The sequence below is a fragment of the Gordonia sp. CPCC 206044 genome, assembly GCF_048537895.1.
In the GTDB taxonomy this organism is placed as follows: Bacteria; Actinomycetota; Actinomycetes; order Mycobacteriales; family Mycobacteriaceae; genus Gordonia.
Genome location: NZ_JBCLVL010000006.1, coordinates 37,457 through 61,988 on the forward strand (window position 1 = coordinate 37,457; position 24,532 = coordinate 61,988).

General features: G+C 68.2%; 22 protein-coding genes and 1 riboswitch. Of the genes, 12 read left to right on the forward strand and 10 right to left on the reverse strand.

Translation table 11 applies throughout. From position 1 onward, the window contains the following. The first annotated feature begins 15 nt into the window (after window positions 1-15). The 4 genes from AAFP35_RS10900 to AAFP35_RS10915 all read left to right on the forward strand — a co-directional run bounded on the left by AAFP35_RS10900 (window position 16) and on the right by AAFP35_RS10915 (window position 4,825). Window positions 16-669, forward strand: a complete 654-nt coding sequence (locus tag AAFP35_RS10900; protein ID WP_419221607.1) for a MerR family transcriptional regulator — start codon at window positions 16-18, stop codon at window positions 667-669. A 106-nt stretch (window positions 670-775) separates the two neighbouring features. Then, window positions 776-875: riboswitch (glycine riboswitch) on the forward strand. A gap of 157 nt (window positions 876-1,032) precedes the next feature. Further along, on the forward strand, window positions 1,033-3,924 hold the full coding sequence (gene gcvP, locus AAFP35_RS10905; RefSeq protein WP_419221608.1) for an aminomethyl-transferring glycine dehydrogenase: 2,892 nt from the start codon (window positions 1,033-1,035) through the stop codon (window positions 3,922-3,924). A 68-nt stretch (window positions 3,925-3,992) separates the two neighbouring features. Further along, window positions 3,993-4,373, forward strand: a complete 381-nt coding sequence (locus AAFP35_RS10910; protein ID WP_419221609.1) for a hypothetical protein — start codon at window positions 3,993-3,995, stop codon at window positions 4,371-4,373. Then, window positions 4,370-4,825: a MarR family winged helix-turn-helix transcriptional regulator gene (locus AAFP35_RS10915; protein WP_419221610.1), complete on the forward strand. Its 456-nt coding sequence runs from the start codon at window positions 4,370-4,372 to the stop codon at window positions 4,823-4,825. The genes AAFP35_RS10910 and AAFP35_RS10915 overlap by 4 nt, the downstream gene beginning before the upstream one ends. 69 nt (window positions 4,826-4,894) lie before the next feature. Here AAFP35_RS10915 and AAFP35_RS10920 read toward each other — a convergent pair whose 3' ends face one another. The 9 genes from AAFP35_RS10920 to AAFP35_RS10960 form a co-directional block, all read right to left on the reverse strand. Continuing rightward, window positions 4,895-6,139: a hypothetical protein gene (locus AAFP35_RS10920; RefSeq protein ID WP_419221611.1), complete on the reverse strand. Its 1,245-nt coding sequence runs from the start codon at window positions 6,137-6,139 to the stop codon at window positions 4,895-4,897. A gap of 168 nt (window positions 6,140-6,307) precedes the next feature. Then, window positions 6,308-8,494, reverse strand: a complete 2,187-nt coding sequence (locus AAFP35_RS10925; RefSeq protein ID WP_419221612.1) for a malate synthase G — start codon at window positions 8,492-8,494, stop codon at window positions 6,308-6,310. Between the two features lie 132 nt (window positions 8,495-8,626). Beyond that, the gene (locus tag AAFP35_RS10930; protein WP_419221613.1) at window positions 8,627-9,511 is read right to left on the reverse strand and encodes a 3-methyladenine DNA glycosylase; all 885 of its coding nucleotides are present in this window, start codon (window positions 9,509-9,511) and stop codon (window positions 8,627-8,629) included. A 3-nt stretch (window positions 9,512-9,514) separates the two neighbouring features. Then, a complete protein-coding gene (locus tag AAFP35_RS10935) occupies window positions 9,515-10,591 on the reverse strand; it encodes a hemolysin family protein (RefSeq protein ID WP_419221614.1) in 1,077 nt (358 codons plus the stop codon). Beyond that, window positions 10,584-11,987, reverse strand: a complete 1,404-nt coding sequence (locus tag AAFP35_RS10940; protein WP_419221615.1) for a hemolysin family protein — start codon at window positions 11,985-11,987, stop codon at window positions 10,584-10,586. Before AAFP35_RS10940 ends, AAFP35_RS10935 begins: the two co-directional genes overlap by 8 nt. A gap of 3 nt (window positions 11,988-11,990) precedes the next feature. Then, window positions 11,991-13,427, reverse strand: coding sequence for a GuaB1 family IMP dehydrogenase-related protein (locus AAFP35_RS10945; protein ID WP_419221616.1), 1,437 nt, complete (start codon window positions 13,425-13,427; stop codon window positions 11,991-11,993). An 18-nt stretch (window positions 13,428-13,445) separates the two neighbouring features. Next, window positions 13,446-14,909, reverse strand: a complete 1,464-nt coding sequence (gene gndA / locus AAFP35_RS10950) for an NADP-dependent phosphogluconate dehydrogenase (RefSeq protein WP_419221617.1) — start codon at window positions 14,907-14,909, stop codon at window positions 13,446-13,448. A 54-nt stretch (window positions 14,910-14,963) separates the two neighbouring features. Further along, window positions 14,964-15,914 carry a M56 family metallopeptidase gene (locus AAFP35_RS10955; RefSeq protein ID WP_419221618.1) on the reverse strand — a complete coding sequence of 317 codons (951 nt, stop codon included), beginning with the start codon at window positions 15,912-15,914 and terminating at the stop codon, window positions 14,964-14,966. A gap of 48 nt (window positions 15,915-15,962) precedes the next feature. Then, window positions 15,963-16,361, reverse strand: coding sequence for a BlaI/MecI/CopY family transcriptional regulator (locus tag AAFP35_RS10960; protein ID WP_419221619.1), 399 nt, complete (start codon window positions 16,359-16,361; stop codon window positions 15,963-15,965). A 280-nt stretch (window positions 16,362-16,641) separates the two neighbouring features. Here AAFP35_RS10960 and AAFP35_RS10965 point away from each other — a divergent pair, with 280 nt between their 5' ends. From AAFP35_RS10965 to AAFP35_RS11000, 8 genes are all read left to right on the forward strand, one after another. After that, window positions 16,642-17,097, forward strand: a complete 456-nt coding sequence (locus AAFP35_RS10965; protein WP_419221620.1) for a PaaI family thioesterase — start codon at window positions 16,642-16,644, stop codon at window positions 17,095-17,097. Further along, a complete protein-coding gene (locus AAFP35_RS10970; RefSeq protein ID WP_419221621.1) occupies window positions 17,094-18,341 on the forward strand; it encodes a DUF6986 family protein in 1,248 nt (415 codons plus the stop codon). Before AAFP35_RS10965 ends, AAFP35_RS10970 begins: the two co-directional genes overlap by 4 nt. A 138-nt stretch (window positions 18,342-18,479) precedes the next feature. Further along, window positions 18,480-18,782: an urease subunit gamma gene (locus AAFP35_RS10975; RefSeq protein WP_419221622.1), complete on the forward strand. Its 303-nt coding sequence runs from the start codon at window positions 18,480-18,482 to the stop codon at window positions 18,780-18,782. Between the two features lie 17 nt (window positions 18,783-18,799). Continuing rightward, the gene (locus AAFP35_RS10980) at window positions 18,800-19,129 is read left to right on the forward strand and encodes an urease subunit beta (RefSeq protein WP_419221623.1); all 330 of its coding nucleotides are present in this window, start codon (window positions 18,800-18,802) and stop codon (window positions 19,127-19,129) included. Continuing rightward, entirely contained in the window at window positions 19,129-20,847 is a 1,719-nt protein-coding gene (locus AAFP35_RS10985) for an urease subunit alpha (RefSeq protein WP_419221624.1), read from the forward strand. The genes AAFP35_RS10980 and AAFP35_RS10985 overlap by 1 nt, the downstream gene beginning before the upstream one ends. 7 nt (window positions 20,848-20,854) lie before the next feature. After that, on the forward strand, window positions 20,855-21,532 hold the full coding sequence (locus AAFP35_RS10990; protein WP_419221625.1) for an urease accessory protein UreF: 678 nt from the start codon (window positions 20,855-20,857) through the stop codon (window positions 21,530-21,532). A 46-nt stretch (window positions 21,533-21,578) separates the two neighbouring features. Further along, a complete protein-coding gene (gene ureG, locus AAFP35_RS10995; RefSeq protein ID WP_419221930.1) occupies window positions 21,579-22,265 on the forward strand; it encodes an urease accessory protein UreG in 687 nt (228 codons plus the stop codon). Window positions 22,266-22,271: 6 nt separating this feature from the next. After that, complete coding sequence (locus tag AAFP35_RS11000) at window positions 22,272-22,988, forward strand: urease accessory protein UreD (RefSeq protein ID WP_419221626.1); 717 nt, start codon at window positions 22,272-22,274, stop codon at window positions 22,986-22,988. Window positions 22,989-23,001: 13 nt separating this feature from the next. On the opposite strand, the gene AAFP35_RS11005 is transcribed toward AAFP35_RS11000, so the two are convergent. After that, on the reverse strand, window positions 23,002-24,429 hold the full coding sequence (locus AAFP35_RS11005) for an NAD(P)/FAD-dependent oxidoreductase (RefSeq protein ID WP_419221627.1): 1,428 nt from the start codon (window positions 24,427-24,429) through the stop codon (window positions 23,002-23,004). Window positions 24,430-24,532: the final 103 nt, after the last annotated feature.

Consider the following 24,532-nt stretch of genomic DNA (forward strand, 5'->3'; position numbering starts at 1 on the left):
GCGAGGGAGTCTGCAGTGGGCGATCAGCCGTTCGACGACGATGTGACGTCACCGACGGAACCGGCACCGAACAGTGCCGCTGACGAGGTGACCGTGGCGCGTCCGGCCGCCAGGCAGGGCAGCCTCGACGACGTCGCCCCCGGTCTGTTCCCCAACGACACCGTGCCCGACGAACTGGTCGGCTACCGGGTGCCGAGCGCGTGTCAGATCGCCGGGATCACCTATCGCCAGCTCGACTACTGGGCCCGCACCTCGCTGGTCGTCCCGTCGATCCGCGGTGCCGCCGGGTCGGGCAGCCAGCGTCTCTATTCGTTCAAGGACATCCTGGTCCTCAAGATCGTCAAGCGTCTGCTCGACACCGGCATCTCGCTGCAGAACATCCGCGTGGCAGTCGACCATCTGCGTCAGCGTGGCGTGGAGGATCTGGCCCGGATCACGCTGTTCTCCGACGGCACCACGGTCTACGAGTGCACCTCGGCCGAGGAGGTCGTCGACCTCCTGCAGGGAGGACAGGGCGTGTTCGGTATCGCGGTCAGCGGAGCGATGCGCGAATTGACCGGCACCATTGCCGATTTCCCGGGAGAGCGCGCCGACGGCGGTATCACCGAGACCGCACCCGAGGACGAACTCGCGGCACGACGAAAGAACCGCACTCGTCGGACCGGATAGCGACACGGTTCGCCCACGGCCGGGTGGAGTCATCGAGACTTCCACCACAACCCCACCCATCGGTGGTCCACTACTGGCTGTCGGTGGACGTATACTGGGCGCGCGTCGCTGCGTCACGGGAGAGAGCCACCGATCGGGTTCGGATGGCCGCCGAAGGAGCAACACCTCCTCGTCAAACTCTCAGGCACCCGGACCGTGGTGTTGACGGCGTCTCTGGAAAGTGACCGGGGTGACCCGGTCCGCCCACGGTGAAAGGTCGCGCCCACCGCACGACCGAATCTCTCAGGCGTCCTCGGTCCGGTCTCCGGACTCTCGACATGACAGAGGGGGAGGGCCATCGATCGCCGAGAGGTTGACCTGATCATGCCCACCGTTCCCGAGTACGTCCCGGCCACCTTCGTCGACCGTCACGTCGGCCCGGACGCCGACGAGACCGAGCGCATCCTCGCGGCGATCGGCGTGTCGTCGCTCGACGATCTGGCCCGCCAGGTGGTGCCCGCGGTGATCGCCGACGAACCGGACGCGAACGGGTTGCAGTCGTTGCCCGATGCCGTCGACGAGCACGAGGTGCTGCGGCGGCTCTCGGCGCTGGCCGAGCGGAATGTGGTCGCACGGTCGATGATCGGGCTCGGGTACTACGACACCCACACCCCGCCGGTGATCCTGCGCAATGTGCTGGAGAACCCGGCCTGGTACACCGCCTACACGCCCTATCAGCCCGAGATCAGCCAGGGGCGCCTCGAAGCGCTGCTGAACTTCCAGACCATGGTCGCCGACCTGACCGCCATGGAGGTCGCCGGGGCATCCATGCTCGACGAGGCGACCGCTGCGGCCGAGGCGATGACACTGATGCGCCGGGCGGGTAGATCGAAGTCGAACCGACTGGTGGTCGACGCCGATCTGTTCGACCAGACGCGCGCCGTGATCGAGACGCGCGCCGAGCCGCTCGGCATCGAGGTGGTGGAGGCGTCCCTGCACCCGGACCTGCCGAACCGCGGTCTGCCCGAGGGTGATTTCTTCGGTGTGATCGTCCAGGTGCCGGGCGCGTCCGGTCGGATCGTGGACGCCGCGCCGATCATCGCGACGGCGCACGAGCGCGGCGCCCTAGGCGCGGTGGGCGCCGACCTGTTGGCCCTGACCCTGATCACGCCGCCCGGCGAGCAGGGCGCCGACGTGTGCTTCGGCACCACCCAGCGCTTCGGCGTCCCGATGGGCTTCGGCGGCCCACACGCCGGTTACCTCTCCGTCCACTCCGCGCACGCGCGCCAGCTGCCCGGCCGTCTGGTCGGGGTGTCCAAGGACGCCGACGGCAACCTCGCTTACCGGCTCGCCCTGCAGACCCGCGAACAACACATCCGCCGCGAGAAGGCCACGAGCAACATCTGCACGGCCCAGGTCCTGCTCGCGGTGATGGCCGCCATGTACGCGTCGTATCACGGCGCCGACGGGCTGCGTGCCATCGCGCGTCGCGTCCACGAGCACGCTGCGGAACTCGCCGATCGACTGACCGTGGCCGGCTACTCCGTCGCCCACGCGTCGTTCTTCGACACCATCGTGGTGCGTACGCCCGGCCAAGCCGACGCGGTGATCGCGAATGCCAAGCGCGACAACGTCAACCTGCGGCGGATCAGCGCCGACGCCGTCGGTATCTCCTGCGACGAGACGACCACCGCGGCCGACCTGGACGTGGTGTTGGGCGCGTTGAGCGCTGACGGTGTGCGCCGACAGTCGTTCGCGCAGCCGATCGAGAACCGCTCCAGCGAGTTCCTCACCCACCCTGCGTTTCGTCGGTACCGCACGGAGACCGCGATGCTGCGCTACCTGCGGTCGTTGTCGGACAAGGACATCGCGCTCGACCGCAGCATGATCCCGCTCGGTTCCTGCACCATGAAGCTCAACGCGGCAGCCGAGATGGAGGCGGTCACATGGCCCGGGTTCGCCCACCTGCATCCGTTCGCGCCCGTCGCCGACACCGAAGGCATCCGGGAACTGATCTCGACGCTCGAGGAATGGTTGGTCGCGATCACCGGGTACGACCGGGTCAGCCTGCAGCCCAACGCCGGCTCGCAAGGGGAGTTCGCGGGGTTGCTGGCGATCCGCGACTATCACCACGGTCGAGGCGACACCGACCGTGACATCTGTCTGATCCCGTCGAGCGCGCACGGCACCAACGCCGCCTCCGCGGTGATGGCGGGTATGCGGGTCGTGGTGGTGGGATGCCGCGACAACGGTGACGTCGACGTCGACGACCTGCGGGCCAAGATCGACGCGCACCGTGATGCGCTGGCGGCGATCATGATCACCTATCCGTCCACCCACGGGGTGTTCGAACACGACATCGAGGAGATCTGCGCAGCGGTCCACGACGCGGGCGGCCAGGTCTACGTCGACGGGGCGAATCTCAATGCACTGGTCGGCGTGGCGCGGCCGGGTCGCTTCGGCGGCGACGTCAGTCATCTGAACCTGCACAAGACGTTCTGCATCCCGCACGGGGGTGGCGGTCCGGGTGTCGGTCCGGTCGCCGTGCGCGAACATCTGGCCCCGTATCTGCCGGGCCATCCGCTCGCCGACGAGTTGCGCGATGCCGGCACGGTGGCGGCGGCACCGTACGGTTCGGCGTCGATCCTGCCGATCACCTTCGCCTACATCGCGATGATGGGCGCCGACGGTCTGCGTCGGGCCACGCTGACGGCGATCGCGTCGGCCAACTACGTCGCCCGACGTCTCGCCGACCACTTCCCGGTGCTCTACACCGGCGAACCGGGCACCACCGCGGCGTCGGCGGCAGGCTTCGTCGCACACGAATGCATCCTGGATCTGCGGCCGCTGACCAAGGCGACCGGCGTGACTGTGGACGACGTGGCAAAACGGCTGGCCGACTATGGTTTCCACGCGCCGACGATGAGTTTCCCGGTCGCCGGGACGCTGATGGTCGAGCCCACCGAAAGCGAGAATCTCGACGAGCTCGACGCCTTCTGTGAGGCGATGATCGCAATACGGGCCGAGATCGATCGCGTGGGGGCAGGCGAATGGCCTGCCGACGACAACCCGTTGCGCGGTGCACCGCATACGGCCGAGGCGCTCGTCGGGGAGTGGGAGCACGCGTACTCCCGCGAGCAGGCGGTCTATCCGCAGGGCCTGCCGTCGGCGGGGGCCAGGGCGAAGGTGTGGCCCGCGGTGCGTCGCATCGACGGAACCTTCGGCGATCGGAACCTCGTGTGCAGCTGCCCGCCGATCGAGGCGTTCGCCGACTGACCGTTCCCGAGATCAGGCCGCTGTGACGCCGACCCGCAAGATGTATGCGATTCGCATACAATGGCGTGGTGGATTCGACTCTCGAAGAGGCCATCAACGAATGGCATGCGGCAGTGAACTCCGGAGACCTGCGTCGTTGCGCGGCCGCGGTCGGTGATCCCCTCGTCGTTCTCGGGCCCAAAGGCGCGGGCCCCATCACGCCGGACGGTTTCGCCGACTGGGTGCAGCGTTCGGGGATTGGGCTGGTGGCGCGCTCGTGGCATCCGGTCAGCGAGCGGCTGATGGTGGTCGAGCAAGACGCCACGTGGCCCGAGAGTCGCAAGCCTATTCGTGTGGCGACGGTGTTCCGCGTCGCCGGCGCGACGGTCACGGCTGCGCTGAGGCTGCCGGACCTGAGGTCGGCGCTGGAGCTGGCATACATCTGTCGGGAACTGGCGGCGACCGAATGACCGCGGCGGGGCCGGGGCAGCTGCTGTTCGGTTTCGTGCGGCATTGGTCGCGTCGGGCCACCTCCGACGATGCCGGTGTCGCAGAGCAGGGGCGGCTGATCCTTGTCACCGAGGCAGTCGCGGCACTGATCGAGCGCGCCGAGCCCGCGACCGTGAACGCTGTCGCAGAGGAGGTCGGTGTCGATCAGAGCGGTGGGTCGCGTCTGATCAAGAGTGCGGTGCAGGCCGGCTATCTGACGATGATCACGGGCACCGCGGACGGCCGCCGGCGCGAGGCCGCCGTCACGGAGTCGGGACGCGTCGCCCTGCGGCACGCCCACGCATGGCAGGAGCGGATGTTCGACGAGATGACGGTCGGGTGGAGTCAGACCCGACGGGACGATTTCCGGGCCGCGATGGTCGATCTCATCGCGCGTTCTCACGAGATCGGGGCCTCGCGGACGGGCCGGTGAACTCGCGAATACGCGAGTCCCTGCTGAGTCGCTGTGGCGGTGACACCGGCGGACAGCCCAATCCGAGGGTTAGCCGCCCGACGAGTCGTCGGTGGTCGCGGCCGAGGGCCCGTCGGTGGTCGACGGCCCGCTGTTGGGTCCGAAGACCAGTCGGTTGATGGTGACCGTGGCGGCCGTCTCCGGGTTGGGCATCGGGTTCTGCGTGACCGGGAAATCGACGGTGGGTGTCGCAGGTGGCATCGGAGCAGCACCGCGGAAGCCGAGCGCGGTCAGCTTGCCGAGTTGTTCGGTCTTGCTGGCGAACTCGAAGAACTCCGCGATCGCGTCGGTCTGCTCCGTGCTGATCTGGGAACCGGCGAGATGCACGATCGGATAGTCGGCGATGGGGGTGGGTCCGCCGGGCACCACCTCGGCCAGGCGCGCCGACGAATCGTCGCGGGTCAGTTGATAGAGCTGTTGCTCGGTGATGGCAACCGCGTGGATCGACGCCGATGCCGCGTTCGGGGCCTCGGCGATCGCGCGGGCGGCGCCGACCGGGGTGCCGTCCGGTGAGTTCGGCGCCCCCTCTTGCATCGCGTCGATGCTGGAGGCCACGCGCGGTGAGTTCGCGTCGTCGGCGGTGAGCGTGCCGGTGGTGCGGGTGACCTGCATGGCCACCGCCTGCGACGCCAACGCGGTGGAGTCGGACTGTGCGCCCGTCGGCATCGCCAGGCGGATCGATCCCCAGCTGCCCAACCCATAGGCGGCGAGAGACGAGTTGCGGCGCTGCAGTGTCGGTAGTTGCTGCCATTCGACGGAGTCGGAGATCGCCTCGGCGAGCCGCGGCGCGGTGGCCAGTACGACGGGCGAGCTGATCAAGGAGCCGGGCGTGCCGTCCACGGCATCGGGTCGGGCGGCGGCCAGTTCGGCCGCCCACACCGACGACTGGGGAACCCACGCGGCGGGTCGCGCCCCGAGCGATTCGGTGTCCCACGTGCCGGCGAGTCCGTCGAGCGTCACCTTGGCATCGCCCGGTCGGACCTCGATGGTCACACAATGATCGCGGATGACCGGACGCGTCTTCGCGTAGTCCTGGGCGATGGCCCCGAGCGCACCGGCGATTCCGGGATCGGCGACGATCGGCACCGACGTCTTGCCCTCCACGCAGGTCGCGGCGGCCTGATCGCCCTGGCGGTCGATGTGGTCGCCGAGTTGAACCCAGAGCAGGACGAGTGCGCAGACGAGGACCAGGCCCAGCAGAGAGCCCACCAGACCGCGGCTGATGCCGCGATCGAGAAGGCCCGTGCGGTCGCCGGAACTTCGATGGTGTGCCAACCCCCCGCCTTTCTCCTCCGCGAGCCGTACTCACCCCCGTCGCGTGTGAACGCGAGTCACAACGGACGACGATAGCGGAGAACGGACGGTCTGCACCATCGCAGCCGTCGAGAGGGGTTGTTTCGGACGCCATCGTGGCGCGGGCCGGGGCCCGCGCCACGATCGTCGTCAGGCGTTCGCGGCCTTGTACTCGCGGCGCTTACGATGCAGGATCGGCTCGGTGTAGCCGCTCGGCTGCTTCGTGCCCTCGAGGATGAGTGCCTTGGCCGCTGCGAACGCGATGCTCGAGCCGAAGTCGGGCGCCATCGGGCGATACGTCGGGTCGCCCTCGTTCTGACGGTCCACGACCGGGGCCATCCGCTCCAGGGCGGCGACCACGTCGTCGGCGGTCACGATGCCGTGGTGAATCCAGTTCGCCAGCAACTGACTCGAGATGCGCAGGGTCGCGCGGTCTTCCATCAGGGCGACGTCATGGATGTCGGGCACCTTGGAGCAGCCGACGCCCTGGTCGATCCAGCGGACCACGTAGCCCAGGATCGACTGGCAGTTGTTGTCGAGCTCTTCGCGCTTCTCGGCGTCCGACCAGTCGGTCTTCGGGGCGAGCGGGATGGTCAGGATGTCGTCGACCGAGGCCGGATCCCGCTTGGCGATCTCGTCCTGACGCTTGAACACGTCCACCTGGTGGTAGTGCATGGCGTGCAAGGTGGCCGCGGTCGGCGACGGCACCCAGGCGGTGGTGGCGCCGGCCTGCGGCTGGCCGATCTTCTGCTCGACCATGTCGGCCATCAGGTCGGTCATGGCCCACATGCCCTTGCCGATCTGCGCCTTGTGCTGCAGCCCGGCATGCAAGCCGGTGTCGACGTTGAAGTCCTCGTAGGCCGCGATCCACTTCTGCTTCTTCATCTCGCCCTTGCGGATCATCGGGCCGGCCTCCATGGACGTGTGGATCTCGTCGCCGGTGCGGTCCAGGAAGCCGGTGTTGATGAACACCACACGGTCCTTCGCGGCGAGGATCGCGGCCTTCAGGTTCACCGTGGTGCGACGTTCCTCGTCCATGATGCCGACCTTGAGCGTGTTCTCGGGCAGGCCGAGGACCTGCTCGACACGACCGAACAGTTCGACCGTGAACGCGACCTCGTCGGGGCCGTGCATCTTCGGCTTGACGATGTAGATCGACCCGGTGCGCGAGTTCTGCACGCCACTCTCGGTGGACAGACCGTGAATACCTGCGGCCGAGGTCACCAGCGCATCGAGGATGCCCTCGGGCACCTCGTTGCCGTCGGCGTCGAGCACCGCCGGGTTGGTCATCAGGTGACCGACGTTGCGCACGAACAGCAGCGAGCGGCCGTGCAGATCGAATGCCGACCCGTCCGGCGCGGTGTACTCGCGGTTCTGGTTCAGCGTGCGGGTGAAGGTCTTGCCGCCCTTGCTGACATCCTCGGACAGGTCGCCCTTGTTCAGGCCGAGCCAGTTGCGGTAACCGAGCACCTTGTCGTCGGCGTCGACCGCGGCCACCGAGTCCTCGAAGTCCATGATCGTGGTGATCGCCGACTCCATGACGACATCCTTGATGCCGGCGGGATCGGTCTTGCCGATCGGCGACTCGGGGTCGATCTCGATGTCGAGGTGCAGACCGTTGTTGCGCAACAGGATCGACGTCGGCGCAGCCGGTTCACCGCGGTAGCCGGCAAAGGCGGACGGATCAGCTGCCGACGAGGTCTTGCCGTCGGCCAGCGTCACCTGCAACGCGCCGTCGACGACGGCGAGGCCGGTGACGTCGGTCCAGCTGCACTGCTCCAGCGGAACCGCCTTGTCCAGGAAGCTCTTGGCGTAGGCGATGACCTTGTCGCCGCGGACGCGGTTGTAGGAGCTGCCCTTCTCGGCGCCGTCGGTCTCGGGGATGACGTCGGTGCCGTAGAGCGCGTCGTAGAGCGATCCCCAGCGTGCGTTCGACGCGTTCAGCGCGAAGCGGGCGTTGAGGATCGGCACCACCAGCTGGGGCCCCGCGGTCTCGGCGATCTCGCGATCGACGTTCTCGGTGCCGATCTGGTAGTCGGCGGGCACGTCGACGAGGTAGCCGATCTCCTGCAGGAACGCCTTGTATTCGGCGAAGGCGTCGCCGGTGATGGGGCCGTCGGTCTTGTGATCGAGGTGCCACTTGTCGATCTTGGCCTGGAGGTCGTCGCGGACGCCGAGCAGTTCACGGTTACGCGGGGCCAGATCGTTGATCACCGATGCGGCACCGGTCCAGAAGGCGTCCGGGTCTACGCCGGTACCGGGCAACGCCTCGTTGTTGATGAAGTCGTACAGGACGGAAGCGACCTGCAGCCCGTTGACGGAGATCCGGTCAGACATGACAGCCTTTCTCGATCGGTGAATAACGGCCTCTATGCTACTCGCCGGTAATCAACGCCGACACGGCATCCCGGGCAGTCGACGAACGGGTCCGGCGCACCCACCCGATCCCGGGCCGCTCACCCATGCCGCTCACCCATTGTCGCAGCAGCTCAGGAGTTCGGTGCAGCGTTGCGCGACGGCGGCGCGCAGGACGGCCCCGTCGTCGGTGATGGCGGCTTGCTCGCGGGCGTATTGCGCCCGTCCGGCCGGGGTCTCGACGGGCACCGGCTCGTATCCGAGATCGCGCAGATCGTAGGGGCTCGCTCGCATGTCGAGTTCACGTGCCCGCAGGGCCAGTTCGAAGCAGTCCAGCGTCAGATCCGAGGGAATCAGCGGTGCGAGGGTGAAACAGGCGCGGTAGAGATCCATCGTCGCGTGCAGACATCCGGGTTGCTCGTGCGTGAGTTGATCGGCACGCGTCAGTTCGCTCTCGTTGAGCCCTCGCGCAGGCGGGGTGAAGAAGCGGAAGGCATCGAAATGGGTGCACCGCAACGGCATCTGCTCGACGACGGCATCGGTGCCTGCCGAGCCCAGGCGTAGCGGGATCTCGTGGCGCGTGTCGTCGGTGCGGTACACCATGGCCCATTCGTGAAGACCGAAACAGCCCAGCCGGGCGGGCCGGGATGCGGTCGCCCGCAGGAGCGCGGACGCGGCACCGACGGCGCCGGCCCGCCGTCGCAGATAGGACGGGTCCACGTCGACGCCGTCGTCCGTCCGGCGATAGCCGCGAAGCCCGAGGTACTCGTCGGCGTCGCGCAGCACCACGCCGAATCCGGGATGCCATCGACGGATGTGTGCGGGTCGCGACGAGTAGTAGGTGAACAGGAAGTCGATCACCGGGTGGCGTCGTCCCTCCCGGCGCGCGCGGAGATACGGCCCGATGAGGTCCTCGACGCGGGCGCGGTGCTGCTCACTGCGGGCCCGCCACCGAGACCTCGTCAACACCTCGGTGGCCGGATGGGCGTCCGAAGGCATCGTCTACACCCGGTGGGTCTCGTCGCGAACCGTGCCGACGAACTCCTCGACCAGATCGGCGAGCGCGACGACGCCGACGGTACGTCCGGTGTCGTCGACGACCGCACCGAGATGCGAACTGGTGCGCCGTAATGCACCGGTGGCCTCGTCGAGCGGCGTGGTGGAGGCGATCACCGGCAATGGACGGATCTTGTCGATGCCGATGATGGTGTCCGGTCCGATCCGTTCGTCGAGGATCTCGTCGAGCACGTCCTTCAGGTGGAGGTAACCGGTGAACGTACCGTCGGGGCCGCGGACCGGAAAGCGGGAGAACCCGGTGTCGCTCACGGCGCGTTCGACCGCGCCGAGCGTCGGGCCGGTGCCGCCGGTCGCGCGGTCGACCTCGACGTCGACACTGCGCATCCGCTCGAGCGGGATCATCACCTCGCTGACCGCGCGACCCACCGAGGTCAGTGCGCGCGTCAGACGTTCGTGTTCTTCGGCGTCGATCAGGCCTTCCTGCTTGGACTCGCTGAGCATCTGCGACAGTTCGCCTGCAGACACCGCGGTGTCCAACTCGTCCTTCGTCTGGACGCGTAGCAATCGCAGCGAGCCGTTCGCGAGCCAGTTGTAGAACGCGATGAGCGGGCGGGCCAGGCGGATGAACGCGAGATGTGCGGGCACCAACAGCATGGCCGAGGTCTCCGGCCCGGCCAGCGCGATGTTCTTGGGCACCATCTCGCCGATCAGGATGTGCAGCACCGACACCAGGCCGAGTGCGATCGCGAAGGCGATCGGATGCAGCAGGGAGTGCGGCACGTGGGCGAGATCCATCGGTGCCTCGATGAGATGCGCGACCGCGGGTTCGCCCACGCGACCGAGCAGGATCGAACAGATCGTGATGCCGAGTTGGGCGCCGGCCAGCATCAGCGACAGGTTCTCGCCCGCCCGGATGACGGTGCGGGCCCGCTTCTTACCGCTCTCCTCGAGCGCCTCGAGACGATCCCGACGAGCCGAGATGAGGGAGAACTCGGCACCCACGAAGAACGCGTTGCCGAGGAGCAACACCACGGTCAGGACGATCGCCCAGATGTCATTCATCGTCGGACCCGCGATCGGATTCGGTGCTGTCGCGGACCGGACGCAGCGCCACTACGTCCACGCGACGACCGTCCATCTGTGTCACGGTCGCACGCCAGCTCGGTTCGGTCCCGTCGGCGGACGCGTCGTCCGGCTCGTCGTCGTCCTCCGCCGACGCCAGCGACGGCAGGTCGACGACGTCGCCGACGTCGGGAATCCGACCGAGGCAGAACATGATCAGACCGCCGAGGGTGTCGTAGGACCCCTCGGGGGCGCGATAGCCGACGGCGTCGGCCACCTCGTCGAGTCGGAGCAGTCCCGAGCACAGGAAGCCGTCGCCGTCGGCGGCGACGTCGGCGCGCTCGTGGTCGTGTTCGTCGGTGACGTTGCCGAGGATCTCCTCGATCAGATCCTCGGTGGTCACGATCCCGGCGGTGCCGCCGTACTCGTCGATGACGACGCACAGTTCCATGCCGTCGGCCCGGATGCGTTCCATCAACGCGTCACCGTCGAGGCTGGCCGGCACGCGTGGAACGCCGCGGGCCATGGTGGCGACCGTCGTCTCGGTGAGGCGGTCGGGCGCCACGGTGAACGCCTGCTTGATGTGGACCACCCCGACGAGATCGTCGAGGTCGCCATCGATGACGACCGGGAACCGGGAGTGCCCGGTCCGGGAGGCCGCGATCACGAGATCGCGGATCGTGTCGTCGCGGTCGAGACATTCGACCGTGACGCGCGGTGTCATCAGGTCCTCGGCCGTGAGCTCTCCGAATCGCAACGATCGGTCGACGAGAGCGGCGGTGTCCTCGTCGATCGATCCCTGCCGGGCCGAGTTGCGGACCAGCGACACGAGTTCCTGCGGCGACCGCGCCGACCGCAGTTCCTCGGCCGGTTCGATGCCCATCCGACGCACCAGCCAGTTGGCCGATCCGTTGAGTCCGTTGATGGCCCAGCGGAAGACCGCCGAGAAGATGGTCAGCGGCCCGGACGTCGCGCGGGCGACGGCCAACGGTTTCGCGATCGCCAGATTCTTCGGGATCAGCTCGCCGAGCACCATCGACAACGAGGTCGCGATGACGAGCGCGGCGATCAGGGAGGTGAGGGAGGCGGCCGAGTCGCTCATCCCCAGACCGGTGAGCGCCGGGTCGAAGATGCGGGCCAGCACCGGTTCGGCGATGTAACCGGTGACGAGGGTGGTGATGGTGATACCGAGTTGGGCACCGGAAAGCTGGAAGGACAGCGTCGCGTGTGCCCGCTGGACCAGACGGGAGCGTCGGTCGCCGCGCGTCGCGACGTCGTTGGAGATGGTCGAGCGTTCCAGCGCGGTGAGTGAGAACTCGGCGGAGACGAACAACGCGGTGCCGAGTGTGAGCGCGACGAATCCGACGAGGCCGGCGACGATGACCAGGATCTCCACCGATCACCACCCGCCCGGCAGGGGGCGGCCCTCGGCGAACCCCGCTGCCGACTGGATGCCCAGCACCACCTTCTCGTGTAGCTCGGCCAATGTGCGTGCACCGGTGTAGGTCGCGGTGCTGCGCACTCCCGAACAGATGTGGTCGAGGAGGTCCTCGACGCTGGGTCGCTCCGGGTCGACCGGGATCCGCGACGTCGAGATGCCCTCTTCGAAGAGGGATTTGCGCGCCCGCTCGTAGGTGCTGTCACCGGCGGCGCGCGCGGCGACAGCGCGTTTGGACGCCATCCCGAAGCTGACCTTGTAGAGGCCGTCTGCGTCGGCCTGCAGGTCGCCGGGGGATTCGTGGGTACCGGCGAACCATGACCCGATCATCACGTTCGACGCGCCCGCCGCGATCGCCAGGGCGACGTCGCGTGGATGGCGGACGCCGCCGTCGGCCCACACGTGCCCACCGAGTTGCCGTGCCACCGCGGCACATTCGGCCACCGCGGAGAACTGCGGACGGCCCACCCCGGTCATCATCCTGGTGGTGCACATCGCGCCCGGTCCCACGCCGACCTTGACGATGGATGCGCCCGCCGCGATGAGATCCCGGGTACCTGCCGCCGACACGACGTTGCCTGCAGCGATCGGGACTCCGGGGTCGGTCGCGGCGACCGCCTCGAGGGTGGCGAGCATCTTGTCCTGATGCCCGTGGGCGGTGTCGATCACCAGGAGGTCCACCCCGGCCGCGACCAGGGCTTGCGCCTTGCCGACGACGTCGCCGTTGATGCCGACGGCCGCCGCGATCCGCAGCCGGCTGTCGGCATCGGTGTTGGGTCGATAGACGCCGTGTCGCAGCGCACCGACGCGGGTCAGCACACCGGCCAGACGTCCGTCGTCGTCGACCAGGACGGCCAGCCCGAGGTGTACGTCGACGAGTGCGTCGAACACCTCGCGGGGGTCGGTCGCGACCCCGAGGACCACCATGTCCGGGTCGAGCACCTCCGACACCCGAGCGAAGCGGTCCACATCTCGGCAGCGTTTCTCGGTGACCACCCCGAGCGGACGGCCCTCGTCGTCGACGACGACGGCGACACCGTGTGCTCGCTTGGGGATCAGCGCCAACGCATCGGTGACCGAATGCTGCGGACCGAGGGTGACCGGGGTGTCGGCGACGAGGTGCCGCGACTTGACGAAGTCGATGGATTCCGCCACCGCCGTGATCGGCAGATCCTGGGGGAGCACGACGAGACCGCCGCGGCGCGCGACGGTCTCGGCCATGCGTTTGCCCGCGACCGCGGTCATGTTGGCGGCCACGACCGGGATCGTCGTGCCACTGCCGTCCGTCGTAGACATGTCCACGTCGAACCGTGATGTGACGTCGGATCGGTTCGGGACGATGAACAGGTCGTCGTAGGTCAGGTCATGTGTGGGCTGATGGCCCTCGACGAATCGCACGGCTGGTGCTGAACCCCTTTACTCGGTGACCTCGGTCCGGTCGCCACTCCACAAGGTGTGGAACGTGCCCGGCTTGTCGACTCGCTGATAGGTGTGTGCGCCGAAGTAGTCGCGCAGCCCCTGGGTGAGGGCGGCGGGCAGCCGGTCGGCGCGCAGTCCGTCGTAGTAGGACAGCGACGACGCGAACGCGGGCACCGGGACGCCCATGGTGGTGGCGGTGGCCACCACGCGGCGCCAGCTGTCGATGCCGGCTTCCACTGCGTCGCGGAAGTACGGGGCCAGCAGCAGACTCGGCAACTGCGGGTTCTCCTGGTACGCCTCGCGGATTCGGTTGAGGAACTGTGCACGGATGATGCAGCCGCCACGCCAGATGGTGGCGAGTGCACCCCGGTCCACGTCCCAGCCGTATTCGGCACTGCCGGCGGCGATCTGGTCGAAGCCCTGCGCGTAGGCGACGACCTTGGAGGCGTACAGGGCGGTCTTGATGTCGGCGACGAACGCATCGCGATCGGTCGGTGCCGCGCCCAGCGTGCCCGATGCGAGTCCCTGTGCGGCCTTGCGCTGGTCGGTGGAACTCGACAGTGCGCGGGCGAACACGGCCTCGGCGATACCCGTGGTCGGGATGCCCAGATCGAGCGCCGACTTGACGGTCCAGCGACCCGTGCCCTTCTGTCCCGCGGCATCGACGATCACGTCGACCAGTGGCTTGCCGGTCTCGGCGTCGACCTGGCTGAGGACCTCGGCCGTGATCTCCACGAGGTAGCTCTCCAGCTCGGTCGTGTTCCAGTCGCGGAAGACGTCGGCGATCTCGGTGACCGGGAGGTCGAGGACCTTGCGCATCAGGTCGTAGGCCTCGCCGATGAGCTGCATGTCGGCGTACTCGATCCCGTTGTGGACCATCTTCACGAAGTGTCCGCTGCCGTCGGGACCGATGTGGGTGCAGCACGGTTCGCCGTCGACCTGCGCGGCGACGGATTCGAGCAGCGGGCCGAGCGACTTGTACGACTCGGCGGGCCCTCCGGGCATGATCGACGGGCCGTTGAGTGCGCCCTCCTCACCACCGGAGATGCCTGCGCCGACGAACAGCAGCCCGCGCTCGGCCAGGGCGCGTTCGCGGCGGATGGTGTCGGTGTAGAGGGCGTTGCCGCCGTCGATGATGATGTCGCCGGTCTCCATGGCGTCGGCGAGCTCGTCGATGACGGCGTCGGTCGCCGCGCCGGCCTTCACCATGATCAGCACTCGTCGCGGACGTTCCAGGGCGGCAACGAATTCGGCGACGGACTCGGTGCGGACGAAGGACCCCTCGGAGCCGTGCTCCTCGATGAGGGCGTCGGTCTTGGCGATGCTGCGGTTGTGCAGGGCCACGGTGTAACCATGGCGGGCGAAGTTGCGGGCGATGTTCGAACCCATGACGGCGAGACCGGTGACACCGATCTGGGCTTTGGTGGAGTCGGAACCGGACGGCGCGGCTTCTGTAGTCATGGCGCTAAGCCTATTGCCTGTCCGGTGGCACGACGACCGGGAGGGTGGCCTGCCTCACGCCGTCGAGATCAATCGGGACAGCTCGGTCAGCCACGGGATGGCGACGGCCAGGGTAGGAACCACCAGGATCGCGGCGGCCGCGCAATACGCACCGACCGCGAGCAGTCGGGTCGGGCGTTCGTGGCGCAGTCGGTGGATGCGGGCCAGCGTGGTGGGGCCGCCGACGGCCATGGCGCCCCGGGGTGCGACCGCGTCGGCGCAGGCGACGAGCGCGCGGCCCAGCGTGGTCGGCGCGGTGGCCCGGACCGCCTGATCGTCGGCGAGCGCCTCGACGAGCAACTCCACGGCGCCCAACGCCGAACGGCTTCGGACAAAACGTGGGAATGCCTCGTGGAAGGCGATGAACGCCTCGAGGACCAGATCGTGCCGGGCGCGTAGATGTGCACGTTCGTGCGCCAGCACCGCGGTCAGTTCCTCACGGGACAGGCGGGAGACGACGCCCTCGCTGATCACCACGCGCTGTCGGAGCCCCGGCAGGCAGTAGGCGAGCGGTTGCGAGACGTCGATCATGCGGACGTCGCGGGCGAACAACGGGTGAGAGCTGTCGCTGCGATCGCAGCGGTCCAGGATGTCGATGAGTTGCCGGTGGGCGTGTCGTCGGGCACGGGTCCGCACTCCGACGCGGATCACCGTGTACATCAGTCGCCCGCCGACCATCAGCGTGAGCATGAAGACGCCGACGAGTGTCAGCCACAGGGGCAGACCGAGTCGCTCGATCTCGTGGAGCGGATTGGTGGTCGGCGTTCCGTCGGGGCCGGGGGCGAGCAGGTTGGCGGCGATCGCCAGCCCGCAACTGAACGCCGACAGCACGCCGGCGAGCGCGATCGCCTGCCAGAGCGTCATCGCTGCCCGAGGTGCTTTGACCGGCCATGACGCACGAGACAATGCCTCTGCGGCAGGGCCGACCAGCACCAGGGTCAGGATGCCGAAGAGAAGCGCGGTCATCGTAGTCCTCGCGGTGGGCTGTGGGTCGCTGCTGGCTGTGAGCCGAATCTATCGGGTCTCACCCGTACCGCGGGCGGCTTCGAGCTCATCGAGAGCGTGTCGCAGCGCTGCGGCTTCCTCGGCGCCGACCCGCCCGACGAACGACACGAGCGCGGCGTGGCGGGAGCCGGGGGCATCCGCCTCGCTGAGCGCGTCGACCATCAGGCTGGCGACGAGATCTTCACGCGGGTGCGTGGGTACGTACTTGTGGGCCCGGTCGTCTCGGATCTGTGTGACCAGGTTCTTCTTGGCCAGTCGCTGGAGCACCGTCATGACGGTGGTGTACGCCAAGGACCGATCCTGCGACAGGGTCTCGTGGACCTGTCGCACCGTCTGCGGTTCCGAGCTCGCCCACAGGGTGTCCATGACGGCGCGCTCGAGGTCGCCCAGTCCGTTCATTCTTCGCATTCTACTTCCGCTTCTCCTGCTCGTTCATGCCGACCGATCTTGCCCTTTCGTGCCTGGTGACGCGCGGTGAACGCGACCCCCTTGACAACATTGGTAAGGCTATCCTATGTTGTTCTTACGTCGGACCGCGAGAGAGTCCTGAGGGCTGCAGAGACCCCCGGTCCACGCCGCGATAGGCCCCACGCTGCAAACGCAGTGTGGGGCCTATCGGTTCCCCGGGGTGCCCTGTCCGGCACCCTTCGTCTGGCCCGGTCTGCGACCTCGTGACAATCTCGTGGGTATGAGCGTGGACAGCGAACAATTGATCAAGAACACCTTCGGCCGGGGCTTCGACAGTGCCGCGCTGGGGCTGGTGCTCGACGAGGTCGGTGCCGATCGGGTGGTCGCGCATCTCGATCTGACCCCGCAGCATCATCAGCCCTTCGGCATCGTCCACGGCGGTGTCTACTGCGCGGTCGCCGAGAGCGTGGCCAGTTGCAGCGCGTTCACGTGGTTGCAGAGCGGCGACATCGGCGGCACCGCGGTCGGTGTCAACAACAACACCGACTTCATCCGCTCGGTCAGCACCGGTCGGGTCACCGTCATCTCCGAGCCGATCCATCGCGGCCGCCGCCAGCAGCTCTGGAAGGTGACCATGACCGACGACCGGGAGCGTCTGGTGGCGACCTCCCAGGTGCGGCTGCAGAACATCGAGCTCCCGGACGGGGTGGAGTTGCCGACGCGCGGTGACGCGTGACCCGATCGCCGCTGTCCCCGTCGGTGCGGGCGCGAATCGAGGACATCCTGCAGCCGGTCGACGACGACCTCGCTCTCGGCTATCCGGGAGACCGGGCGCAGATGCAACCGGCCCACACCGTCTACGTCGGCGCGGCAGACGTCGACGAACAGACGCCCACCTCTTGGGGTGAGCGAGCCGTCGGCATCGCCGACGCGGCCGGCGACGTACTGGGTGAACTCACCGGCGGCGCCGACGTCGTCGTGGACCTGATGCGTGAACGGTTGCGGGACAACCCGATCGAGGATCTCCGCATCGACCTCGAGGACGGCTACGGGTGGCGCGCCGACGATGTCGAGGATGCCCATGCCCGCCGTGCGGGCGAAATACTGGCGGCCTGGACGCGGCAGCGCCCACACGCACCGCGCAGTGCCGGGGTGCGGGCCAAGGGGCTCGGCGAGCAGGAACGGGCCCGAGGTCTGCGCACCCTGGAACTGGTCCTCGACGCAGCGGGCGGGGTGCCCGAGGGCTTCGTGTTCACCGTGCCGAAATTGCGTGACGTCCGGCAGGTGGACGCGGTGAACGTCCTGTGTGCCGAGTTCGAACGCGTCCACGGGCTCGCGGAGGGCCAGTTGCACTACGAGTTGCAGGTCGAGATACCGCAGGCGGTACTCGGGTCCGACGGGCGCGCGACCGTGGCACAGGCAATCCATCGTGGCCGCCCTAGGCTGACCGGATTGCATTACGGCACATACGATTACAGTGCCGCGTCGGGTATCGTGCCGGCGCAGCAGTCGTTGACGCACCCGGTCGCCGATCATGCCAAGGCGGTGATGGCCGCCGCCGCGGCGCAGACCGGGGTGTGGATCAGTGACGGGTCGACGCAGGTCGTCCCGACCGGCTCGGCCGAGCAGATCGCCTCGGCACTGCGCCGCCACCACGGGCTGGTCGTGCGGTCCCTCGAACACGGGCTGTATCAGGGCTGGGACATGCACCCGGGACATCTCGTGACGCGCTGGCTCGCGGTCATCGGCTTCTTCCGCGCGGCGATGCCCACCGCGGCGCAGCGCCTGCAGGCGTACTTCGACAGGCGTTCGGCCGACGTGGTCGACGAACCGGCGACGGCCATGGCGTTGTCGGCGGTGATCCTGCGCGGTGCGGCCGCCGCGGCCTTCACCGACGACGACGTGGTCGCCATCGCGCCGGCCTGCACGCCTGCACGTCTGGCCGACCTCCGCGCGGGTGGAGGCGGCCTTCCCGGCTGACGTTCACGCGATAGGCGGCGACCGTTCACCGCGCCGCCTGCGCACGGTCGTGGCAGGATGTCATCTACGCGGTGCCCGGAGCGCTCCCGACCTGTGTTGGGGCCCAGGCACAATCCCCGTCGACGAGGAGAGGACCAGGTGCGTCTGTCGCCGCATGAGCAGGAGCGTTTGCTCATCTCCTATGCCGCCGAACTGGCCCGTCGTCGGCAGGGACGGGGGTTGCGTCTGAACCATCCCGAGGCCGTGGCGATCATCACCGACCACGTGCTCGAAGGGGCCCGTGACGGGCGCTCCGTTGCCGAACTCATGACGTCCGGTCGCGAGGTGTTGCAGCGCACCGACGTGATGGACGGGGTACCCGAGATGTTGCACGACGTCCAGGTCGAGGCGACCTTTCCGGACGGGACCAAGCTGGTCACCGTGCACAACCCCATCGATTGAAACTGCTGAGAGGTCCGATGTCGCGAACAGGGTCGTCGGTGGTGCCCGGCGAGGTGATCCCCGCCGAGGGCACGATCGAGCTGAACGAAGGCGCCGCCACCATGTCACTGACGGTGGTCAACACCGGTGATCGTCCGGTCCAGGTGGGTAGCCACGTCCATTTCCCGCAATCCAACGCGGCGCTGCACTTCGACCGCGCCGCCGCGCGAGGTCGCCGTCTCGACATCCCGGCAGGCACCGCGGTGCGTTTCGAACCCGGTATCGAGATGACCGTGTCGCTGGTCGAACTCGGCGGCACCCGTGAGGTGTACGGCATCTCACTGGATGCGCCGGGACGGATCGACTGATGGCGAGTCTGGGACGCGACCGCTACGCGCAACTCTTCGGCCCCACCGTGGGAGACCGGATTCGGTTGGCCGACACCGATCTGCTCATCGAGGTCACCGAAGACCGGTGCGGCGGGCCGGGACTCGCAGGCGACGAGGCCGTGTTCGGTGGTGGCAAGGTGATCCGGGAGTCGATGGGGCTGAGCCGTGCCACCCGCGCCGACGGTGCGCCGGACACCGTGATCACCGGGGTCGTGATCCTGGATCACTGGGGGATCATCAAGGCCGACATCGGTATTCGCGACGGGCGGATCACCGCTATGGGCAAGGCCGGGAACCCCGACACGATGGACGGGGTGCACCCGGATCTGGTGATCGGTCCCTCCACGGAGATCATCGCGGGCAACGGGAAGATCCTCACCGCCGGTGGTATCGACTGCCACGTGCACTTCATCTGTCCGCAACTCATGGACGAAGCCCTCGGCAACGGCATCACGACACTGATCGGCGGAGGCACCGGTCCGGCCGAGGGCAGCAAGGCCACCACCGTGACCCCGGGGTCCTGGCATCTGCGGTCGATCCTCGCCGCCACCGACGGTTGGCCGATGAACATCGCGCTGCTGGGCAAGGGCAACACGGTCAGCGCTGCGGCCATGCACGAGCAGATCCGCGCCGGCGCATCGGGTTTCAAACTGCACGAGGACTGGGGGAGCACGCCGGCCGCCATCGACGCGTGTCTGCGGGTGGCCGACGAGACCGGCGTGCAGGTGGCGCTGCACTCGGACACCCTCAACGAGGCGGGCTTCGTCGAGCAGACCGTCGGTGCCATCGCGGGCCGCAGCATCCACGCCTACCACACCGAGGGTGCCGGTGGCGGGCACGCGCCCGACATCATCACCGTCGCCGCGTATCCCAACGTGCTGCCGAGTTCGACCAACCCGACCCGGCCGCACACCGTCAACACCCTCGACGAGCACCTGGACATGCTGATGGTCTGCCATCACCTGAACCCGACGGTGCCCGAGGATCTCGCGTTCGCGGAGAGTCGAATCCGGCCGTCCACCATCGCGGCCGAGGACCTGCTGCACGATCTCGGCGCGATCTCGATGATCGGTTCGGATTCGCAGGCGATGGGTCGGATCGGGGAGGTGGTGCTGCGAACGTGGCAGACCGCGCACGTGATGAAGCGCAAGCGTGGCTCCCTGGCGGGTGACGGTCGGGCCGACAACATCCGGGCGCGCCGCTACATCGCCAAGTACACGATCTGTCCGGCCATCGCCCACGGTTTCGACGGGGAGGTCGGGTCGGTGGAAACCGGCAAGCTCGCCGATCTGGTGCTGTGGGATCCGGCGTTCTTCGGTGTCCGACCAGATCTCGTGATCAAGGGTGGTGCGATCGCGTGGGCGGCGATGGGCGATGCGAATGCGAGCATCCCCACCCCGCAACCGGTCCTGCCCCGCCCGATGTTCGGTGCGGCGCCGAAGGTGGCGGCGGCCACCTCGGTGAGCTTCGTCGCGCCCGGCGCCGATCCCGACCTGGCCGAACGGATCGGCGTCGACCGTAGACTAGTCCCAGTCCGCAACACCCGCTCGGTCGGCAAGTCCGACATGCCGAACAACGACGCCTGCCCACGGATCGAGGTCGAGCCGGACACCTTCACGGTGCGCGTCGACGGCGAGGTCTGGGACTCCGAGCCCGTCTCGGAACTGCCCATGGCGCAACGCTACTTCCTGTTCTGAGCTCACCATGTCGTACGAGAACACGCCCACCGGTCCGGGTCGATACGCGCACTCGCCGCTGGCGATGATGTTGACTCTCGCGGATTCTCGGTTGCCGGTCGGCGGTCACGTGCACTCCGGCGGCGTGGAACAGGCGATCGCCGACGGTGCGGTCCGCAACGTCGACGATCTCGCCGACTACCTGCGCAGGCGTGTGCGCAGCAGTGGTCTCGTCGCCGCATCGATCGCTGCCGCCGTTGCCGACGGACATCTCGACGAGGCTGCGGCACAACGGGAGACGGACGCACGCACACCGTCGTCGGCGGCCCGCAAGGCCTCGCTGGCGCAGGGGAGGGGCATGCTCCGGTTGGCCAGGCGGATGTGGCCCGACCACGACTGGTCGCCGCACACCCCGACCACCCATCTCCCGGTGATCAGCGGTGCGATCGGTCGGGCGAGCGCTCTCTCCGGATTCCACACCGCATTGATCCTCGTCTACACCACGATGAGTGGATCGGCGACCGCGGGACAGCGGCTGCTCGCCCTCGATCCTGCCGACGTCGCGCTGATGATCGCCGACCTCGGCGCCGACTGTGAGCGACTCGCCGCCGAGGCCGCGGTCGAACCGGCCGACCTGTCCGATCCGATCCTCGACGTCTTCGCCGAACGCCATGAGCGCCAACCGATGCCATTGTTCATGTCCTGACGTGCGTGAGCGCGCCACCCCGATCCGACAGGAGACCGCACAACCCATGCCCCCACATCTCATCGACGGCCAGCCGCACAGCCACGATCACCGACGACCGCGGCGGCATCGCGAACCCGGCGAAGCCTTACGCATCGGGGTCGGCGGCCCGGTCGGCTCCGGCAAGACCGCGTTGGTGGCGGCGCTGTGCCGCCAACTGCGCGACCAACTGTCGGTCGCCGTGCTGACCAACGACATCTACACCACCGAGGACGCCGACTTCCTGCGCCGCCACGCCGTGCTGCCCGACGAGCGGATCACCGCCGTACAGACGGGCGGGTGCCCGCACACCGCGATCCGCGACGACATCACCGCCAACCTGGACGCGATCGACGACCTCGTCGCGGCGAACCCACCCCTGGACCTCATCCTCGTCGAATCCGGCGGCGACAACCTCACCGCCACGTTCTCCACCGGTCTCATCGACGTCCAGATCTTCGTCATCGACGTGGCAGGCGGCGACAAGGTTCCCCGCAAGGGCGGCCCGGGTGTCACCTATTCGGATCTGTTGGTGATCAACAAGACCGACCTCGCGGTGCAGGTCCACGCCGACCTCGAGGTCATGCGCACCGATGCCGAACGGGTGCGTGAGGGCAGGCCGACCGCGATGATCTCCCTGACCGACGATCCCGCCGCGAGCGACGTGCTGGCGTGGGTTCGCGAGCAACTCGCCGCCGTCGCCGTGGCGCACTGATCTGCGGTGCACACCGAGGTCGAGATCGTCGCGGTGCCCGGACGGTCGCCGCGCACTCGATCCATCGGGGGGTTGGCGGTTCGCCAGACCGGACCGGACACGGTGCATCTGATCGGCACCGCGGCGACCCCGCTCGGAGGTGACACCATCAGCGTCCGCGTGTCCGTGGCCGCCGGTGCGGCATTGACGATCCGTACCGTCGCGGCGACGATCGCGCTGCCCGCGCGCGAGCGCCTCGACTCACGCATGGACTGGCACATCGACGTCGGAGACGGTGCGCGGTTGCGGGTGGATCCCGAACCGACCATCGTCGCGGGCGGCGCACACCATCACACGGCGACCCACGTGACCGCCCACCCGGACGCGACCGTCGTCATCGCCGAACACGCACAACTCGGGCGCGCCGAGGAGACGCCCGAACATCTCACGCGGGCGCAGTGGGACGGTGCCCTGCACATCGACATCGGCGGCACACCGCTGCTGCGTCACCGTCTCGCGCTCGGCGGACCGGAGCGGACACACGGTGCGGTCGGCAGCGTGTTCCGCTACCCGGACACCCGACCCGCCGAGGTCTCGGCCACCGCCTACGCGACCCGGCTCGACCTCGCACGACCGGCCGGCGTCGCCGGTTCGACCCTCACCACCGCGCTCGCGGCGACGGCGGCCGCCGCCCGCGCGCTCTGCGACGAGATCGAGCTGACGAGTGTGAGCGTCGCTCCCTGAGAGGCGAGAGCGCTCAGCTGGCCTCGGCCTTCTTCTCGGGATCGTCGGCGCCCGACGTATCCGCCTCGACCTCGGGCACAGGTTTGTTCTCCATCTCGCTCAACGCGCCGAGAGCGGTGCGCGCGTACACCTGCTGCTCGGTGACCGCGAGCTGGGTGCGTCCGCGGGTACTGAACGCGAAGAACCAGTTCACCAAGGTGTTCAGGCGGTTGCGGAAGCCGACCAGATAGACCAGGTGCAGGGCCAACCAACCGAGCCAGGCGAAGTAGCCCTCGGTCTCGAACTTCTTCTTGGTACCCGGGATCGGCACCTGCATCACCGCGCTGAACCGCGACACGGTCGCCATCGACCCCTTGTCGTAGTAGCTGAACGGTTTGCGCTGCTCGGCGGTCTGCCCGTTGAGCCCGGCCTTGATCGCGTCGGCCGCATACCGGCCACCCTGGATCGCGCCTTGCGCCACGCCGGGGACGCCGTCGACGGCCATCATGTCGCCGACGACGAAGACGTACGGGTTGCCCGGGATCGACAGGTCGGGCAGCACCTTGACCCGACCCGCCCGGTCGAGTTCCACCCCGGACTGCTCGGCGAGCTGTTTGCCCAGCGGGCTGGCCTGCACACCGGCCGACCACACCTTGCACTGCGACTCGATGCGGCGTGTGGTGCCGTCCTTGTCCTTGACCACGAGGCCGTCGTAGTCGAGATCGACCACCATGGCCCCCAGCTGGACCTCGACGCCCATCTTCTCCAGGCGGGCGGCCGCCTTCTGGCCGAGCTTCTCGCCGAACGGCGGGAGCACCGCCGGTGCGGCGTCGAGGAGGATCACGCGCGCTTCGGTCGGGTCGATGTTGCGGAACGCGCCCTTGAGGGTCTTGTCGCTCATCTCCGCGATCTGCCCGGCCATCTCGACGCCGGTGGGTCCGGCGCCGACGACGACGAACGTCAGCAGCTTGGCGCGTTCCTCGGGATCGTCGGACAGTTCGGCCTGCTCGAAGGCGCCGAGGATACGTCCGCGCAGTTCGAGTGCATGGTCGATGGTCTTCATGCCGGGGGCGTACTCGGCGAAGTGGTCGTTGCCGAAGTAGGACTGGTCGGCGCCCGCGGCGATGATCAGACTGTCGAACGGCGTCACCGTGACCCGCTCGAGCAGACGCGAGGTGACCGTCTTGGCCTCCAGATCCACTTCGAAGACATCACCGAGCAGCGTCTTGGCGTTCTTCTGCTTGCGCAGCACCACACGGGTGGCCGGGGCGATCTCACCTTCGGCGATGATGCCGGTGGCCACCTGATAAAGCATCGGCTGGAACAGGTGGTGGGTTGTTCGGGCGATCAGCGTGACGTCCACGTCGGCCTTCGCCAACCGCTGAGCGGCGAAGAGACCACCGAAGCCGGAGCCGATGATGACGACATGGGGCCGGGTCGTGGAGGCAGTGGGGCTGCTCATCTGAAGAACATCTCCTGTCGATGGGAGGTCGGCTGCTACCGCACATCTCTAACGGTAGTCAATCATCGCCGACAGGTCTCGACGAGGACTTTGGCCGCGTCGT

Coding starts and splice junctions, on each gene's coding strand:
- gcvP (WP_419221608.1), top strand. CDS start 1,033: ATGCCCACCGTTCCCGAGTACGTCCCGGCCACCTTCGTCGACCGTCAC.
- AAFP35_RS10915 (WP_419221610.1), top strand. CDS start 4,370: ATGACCGCGGCGGGGCCGGGGCAGCTGCTGTTCGGTTTCGTGCGGCAT.
- AAFP35_RS10925 (WP_419221612.1), bottom strand. CDS start 8,494: ATGTCTGACCGGATCTCCGTCAACGGGCTGCAGGTCGCTTCCGTCCTG.
- AAFP35_RS10930 (WP_419221613.1), bottom strand. CDS start 9,511: ATGCCTTCGGACGCCCATCCGGCCACCGAGGTGTTGACGAGGTCTCGG.
- AAFP35_RS10935 (WP_419221614.1), bottom strand. CDS start 10,591: ATGAATGACATCTGGGCGATCGTCCTGACCGTGGTGTTGCTCCTCGGC.
- gndA (WP_419221617.1), bottom strand. CDS start 14,909: ATGACTACAGAAGCCGCGCCGTCCGGTTCCGACTCCACCAAAGCCCAG.
- AAFP35_RS10955 (WP_419221618.1), bottom strand. CDS start 15,914: ATGACCGCGCTTCTCTTCGGCATCCTGACCCTGGTGCTGGTCGGCCCT.
- AAFP35_RS10960 (WP_419221619.1), bottom strand. CDS start 16,361: ATGCGAAGAATGAACGGACTGGGCGACCTCGAGCGCGCCGTCATGGAC.
- AAFP35_RS10965 (WP_419221620.1), top strand. CDS start 16,642: ATGAGCGTGGACAGCGAACAATTGATCAAGAACACCTTCGGCCGGGGC.
- AAFP35_RS10980 (WP_419221623.1), top strand. CDS start 18,800: ATGTCGCGAACAGGGTCGTCGGTGGTGCCCGGCGAGGTGATCCCCGCC.
- AAFP35_RS10985 (WP_419221624.1), top strand. CDS start 19,129: ATGGCGAGTCTGGGACGCGACCGCTACGCGCAACTCTTCGGCCCCACC.
- AAFP35_RS10990 (WP_419221625.1), top strand. CDS start 20,855: ATGTCGTACGAGAACACGCCCACCGGTCCGGGTCGATACGCGCACTCG.
- ureG (WP_419221930.1), top strand. CDS start 21,579: ATGCCCCCACATCTCATCGACGGCCAGCCGCACAGCCACGATCACCGA.
- AAFP35_RS11005 (WP_419221627.1), bottom strand. CDS start 24,429: ATGAGCAGCCCCACTGCCTCCACGACCCGGCCCCATGTCGTCATCATC.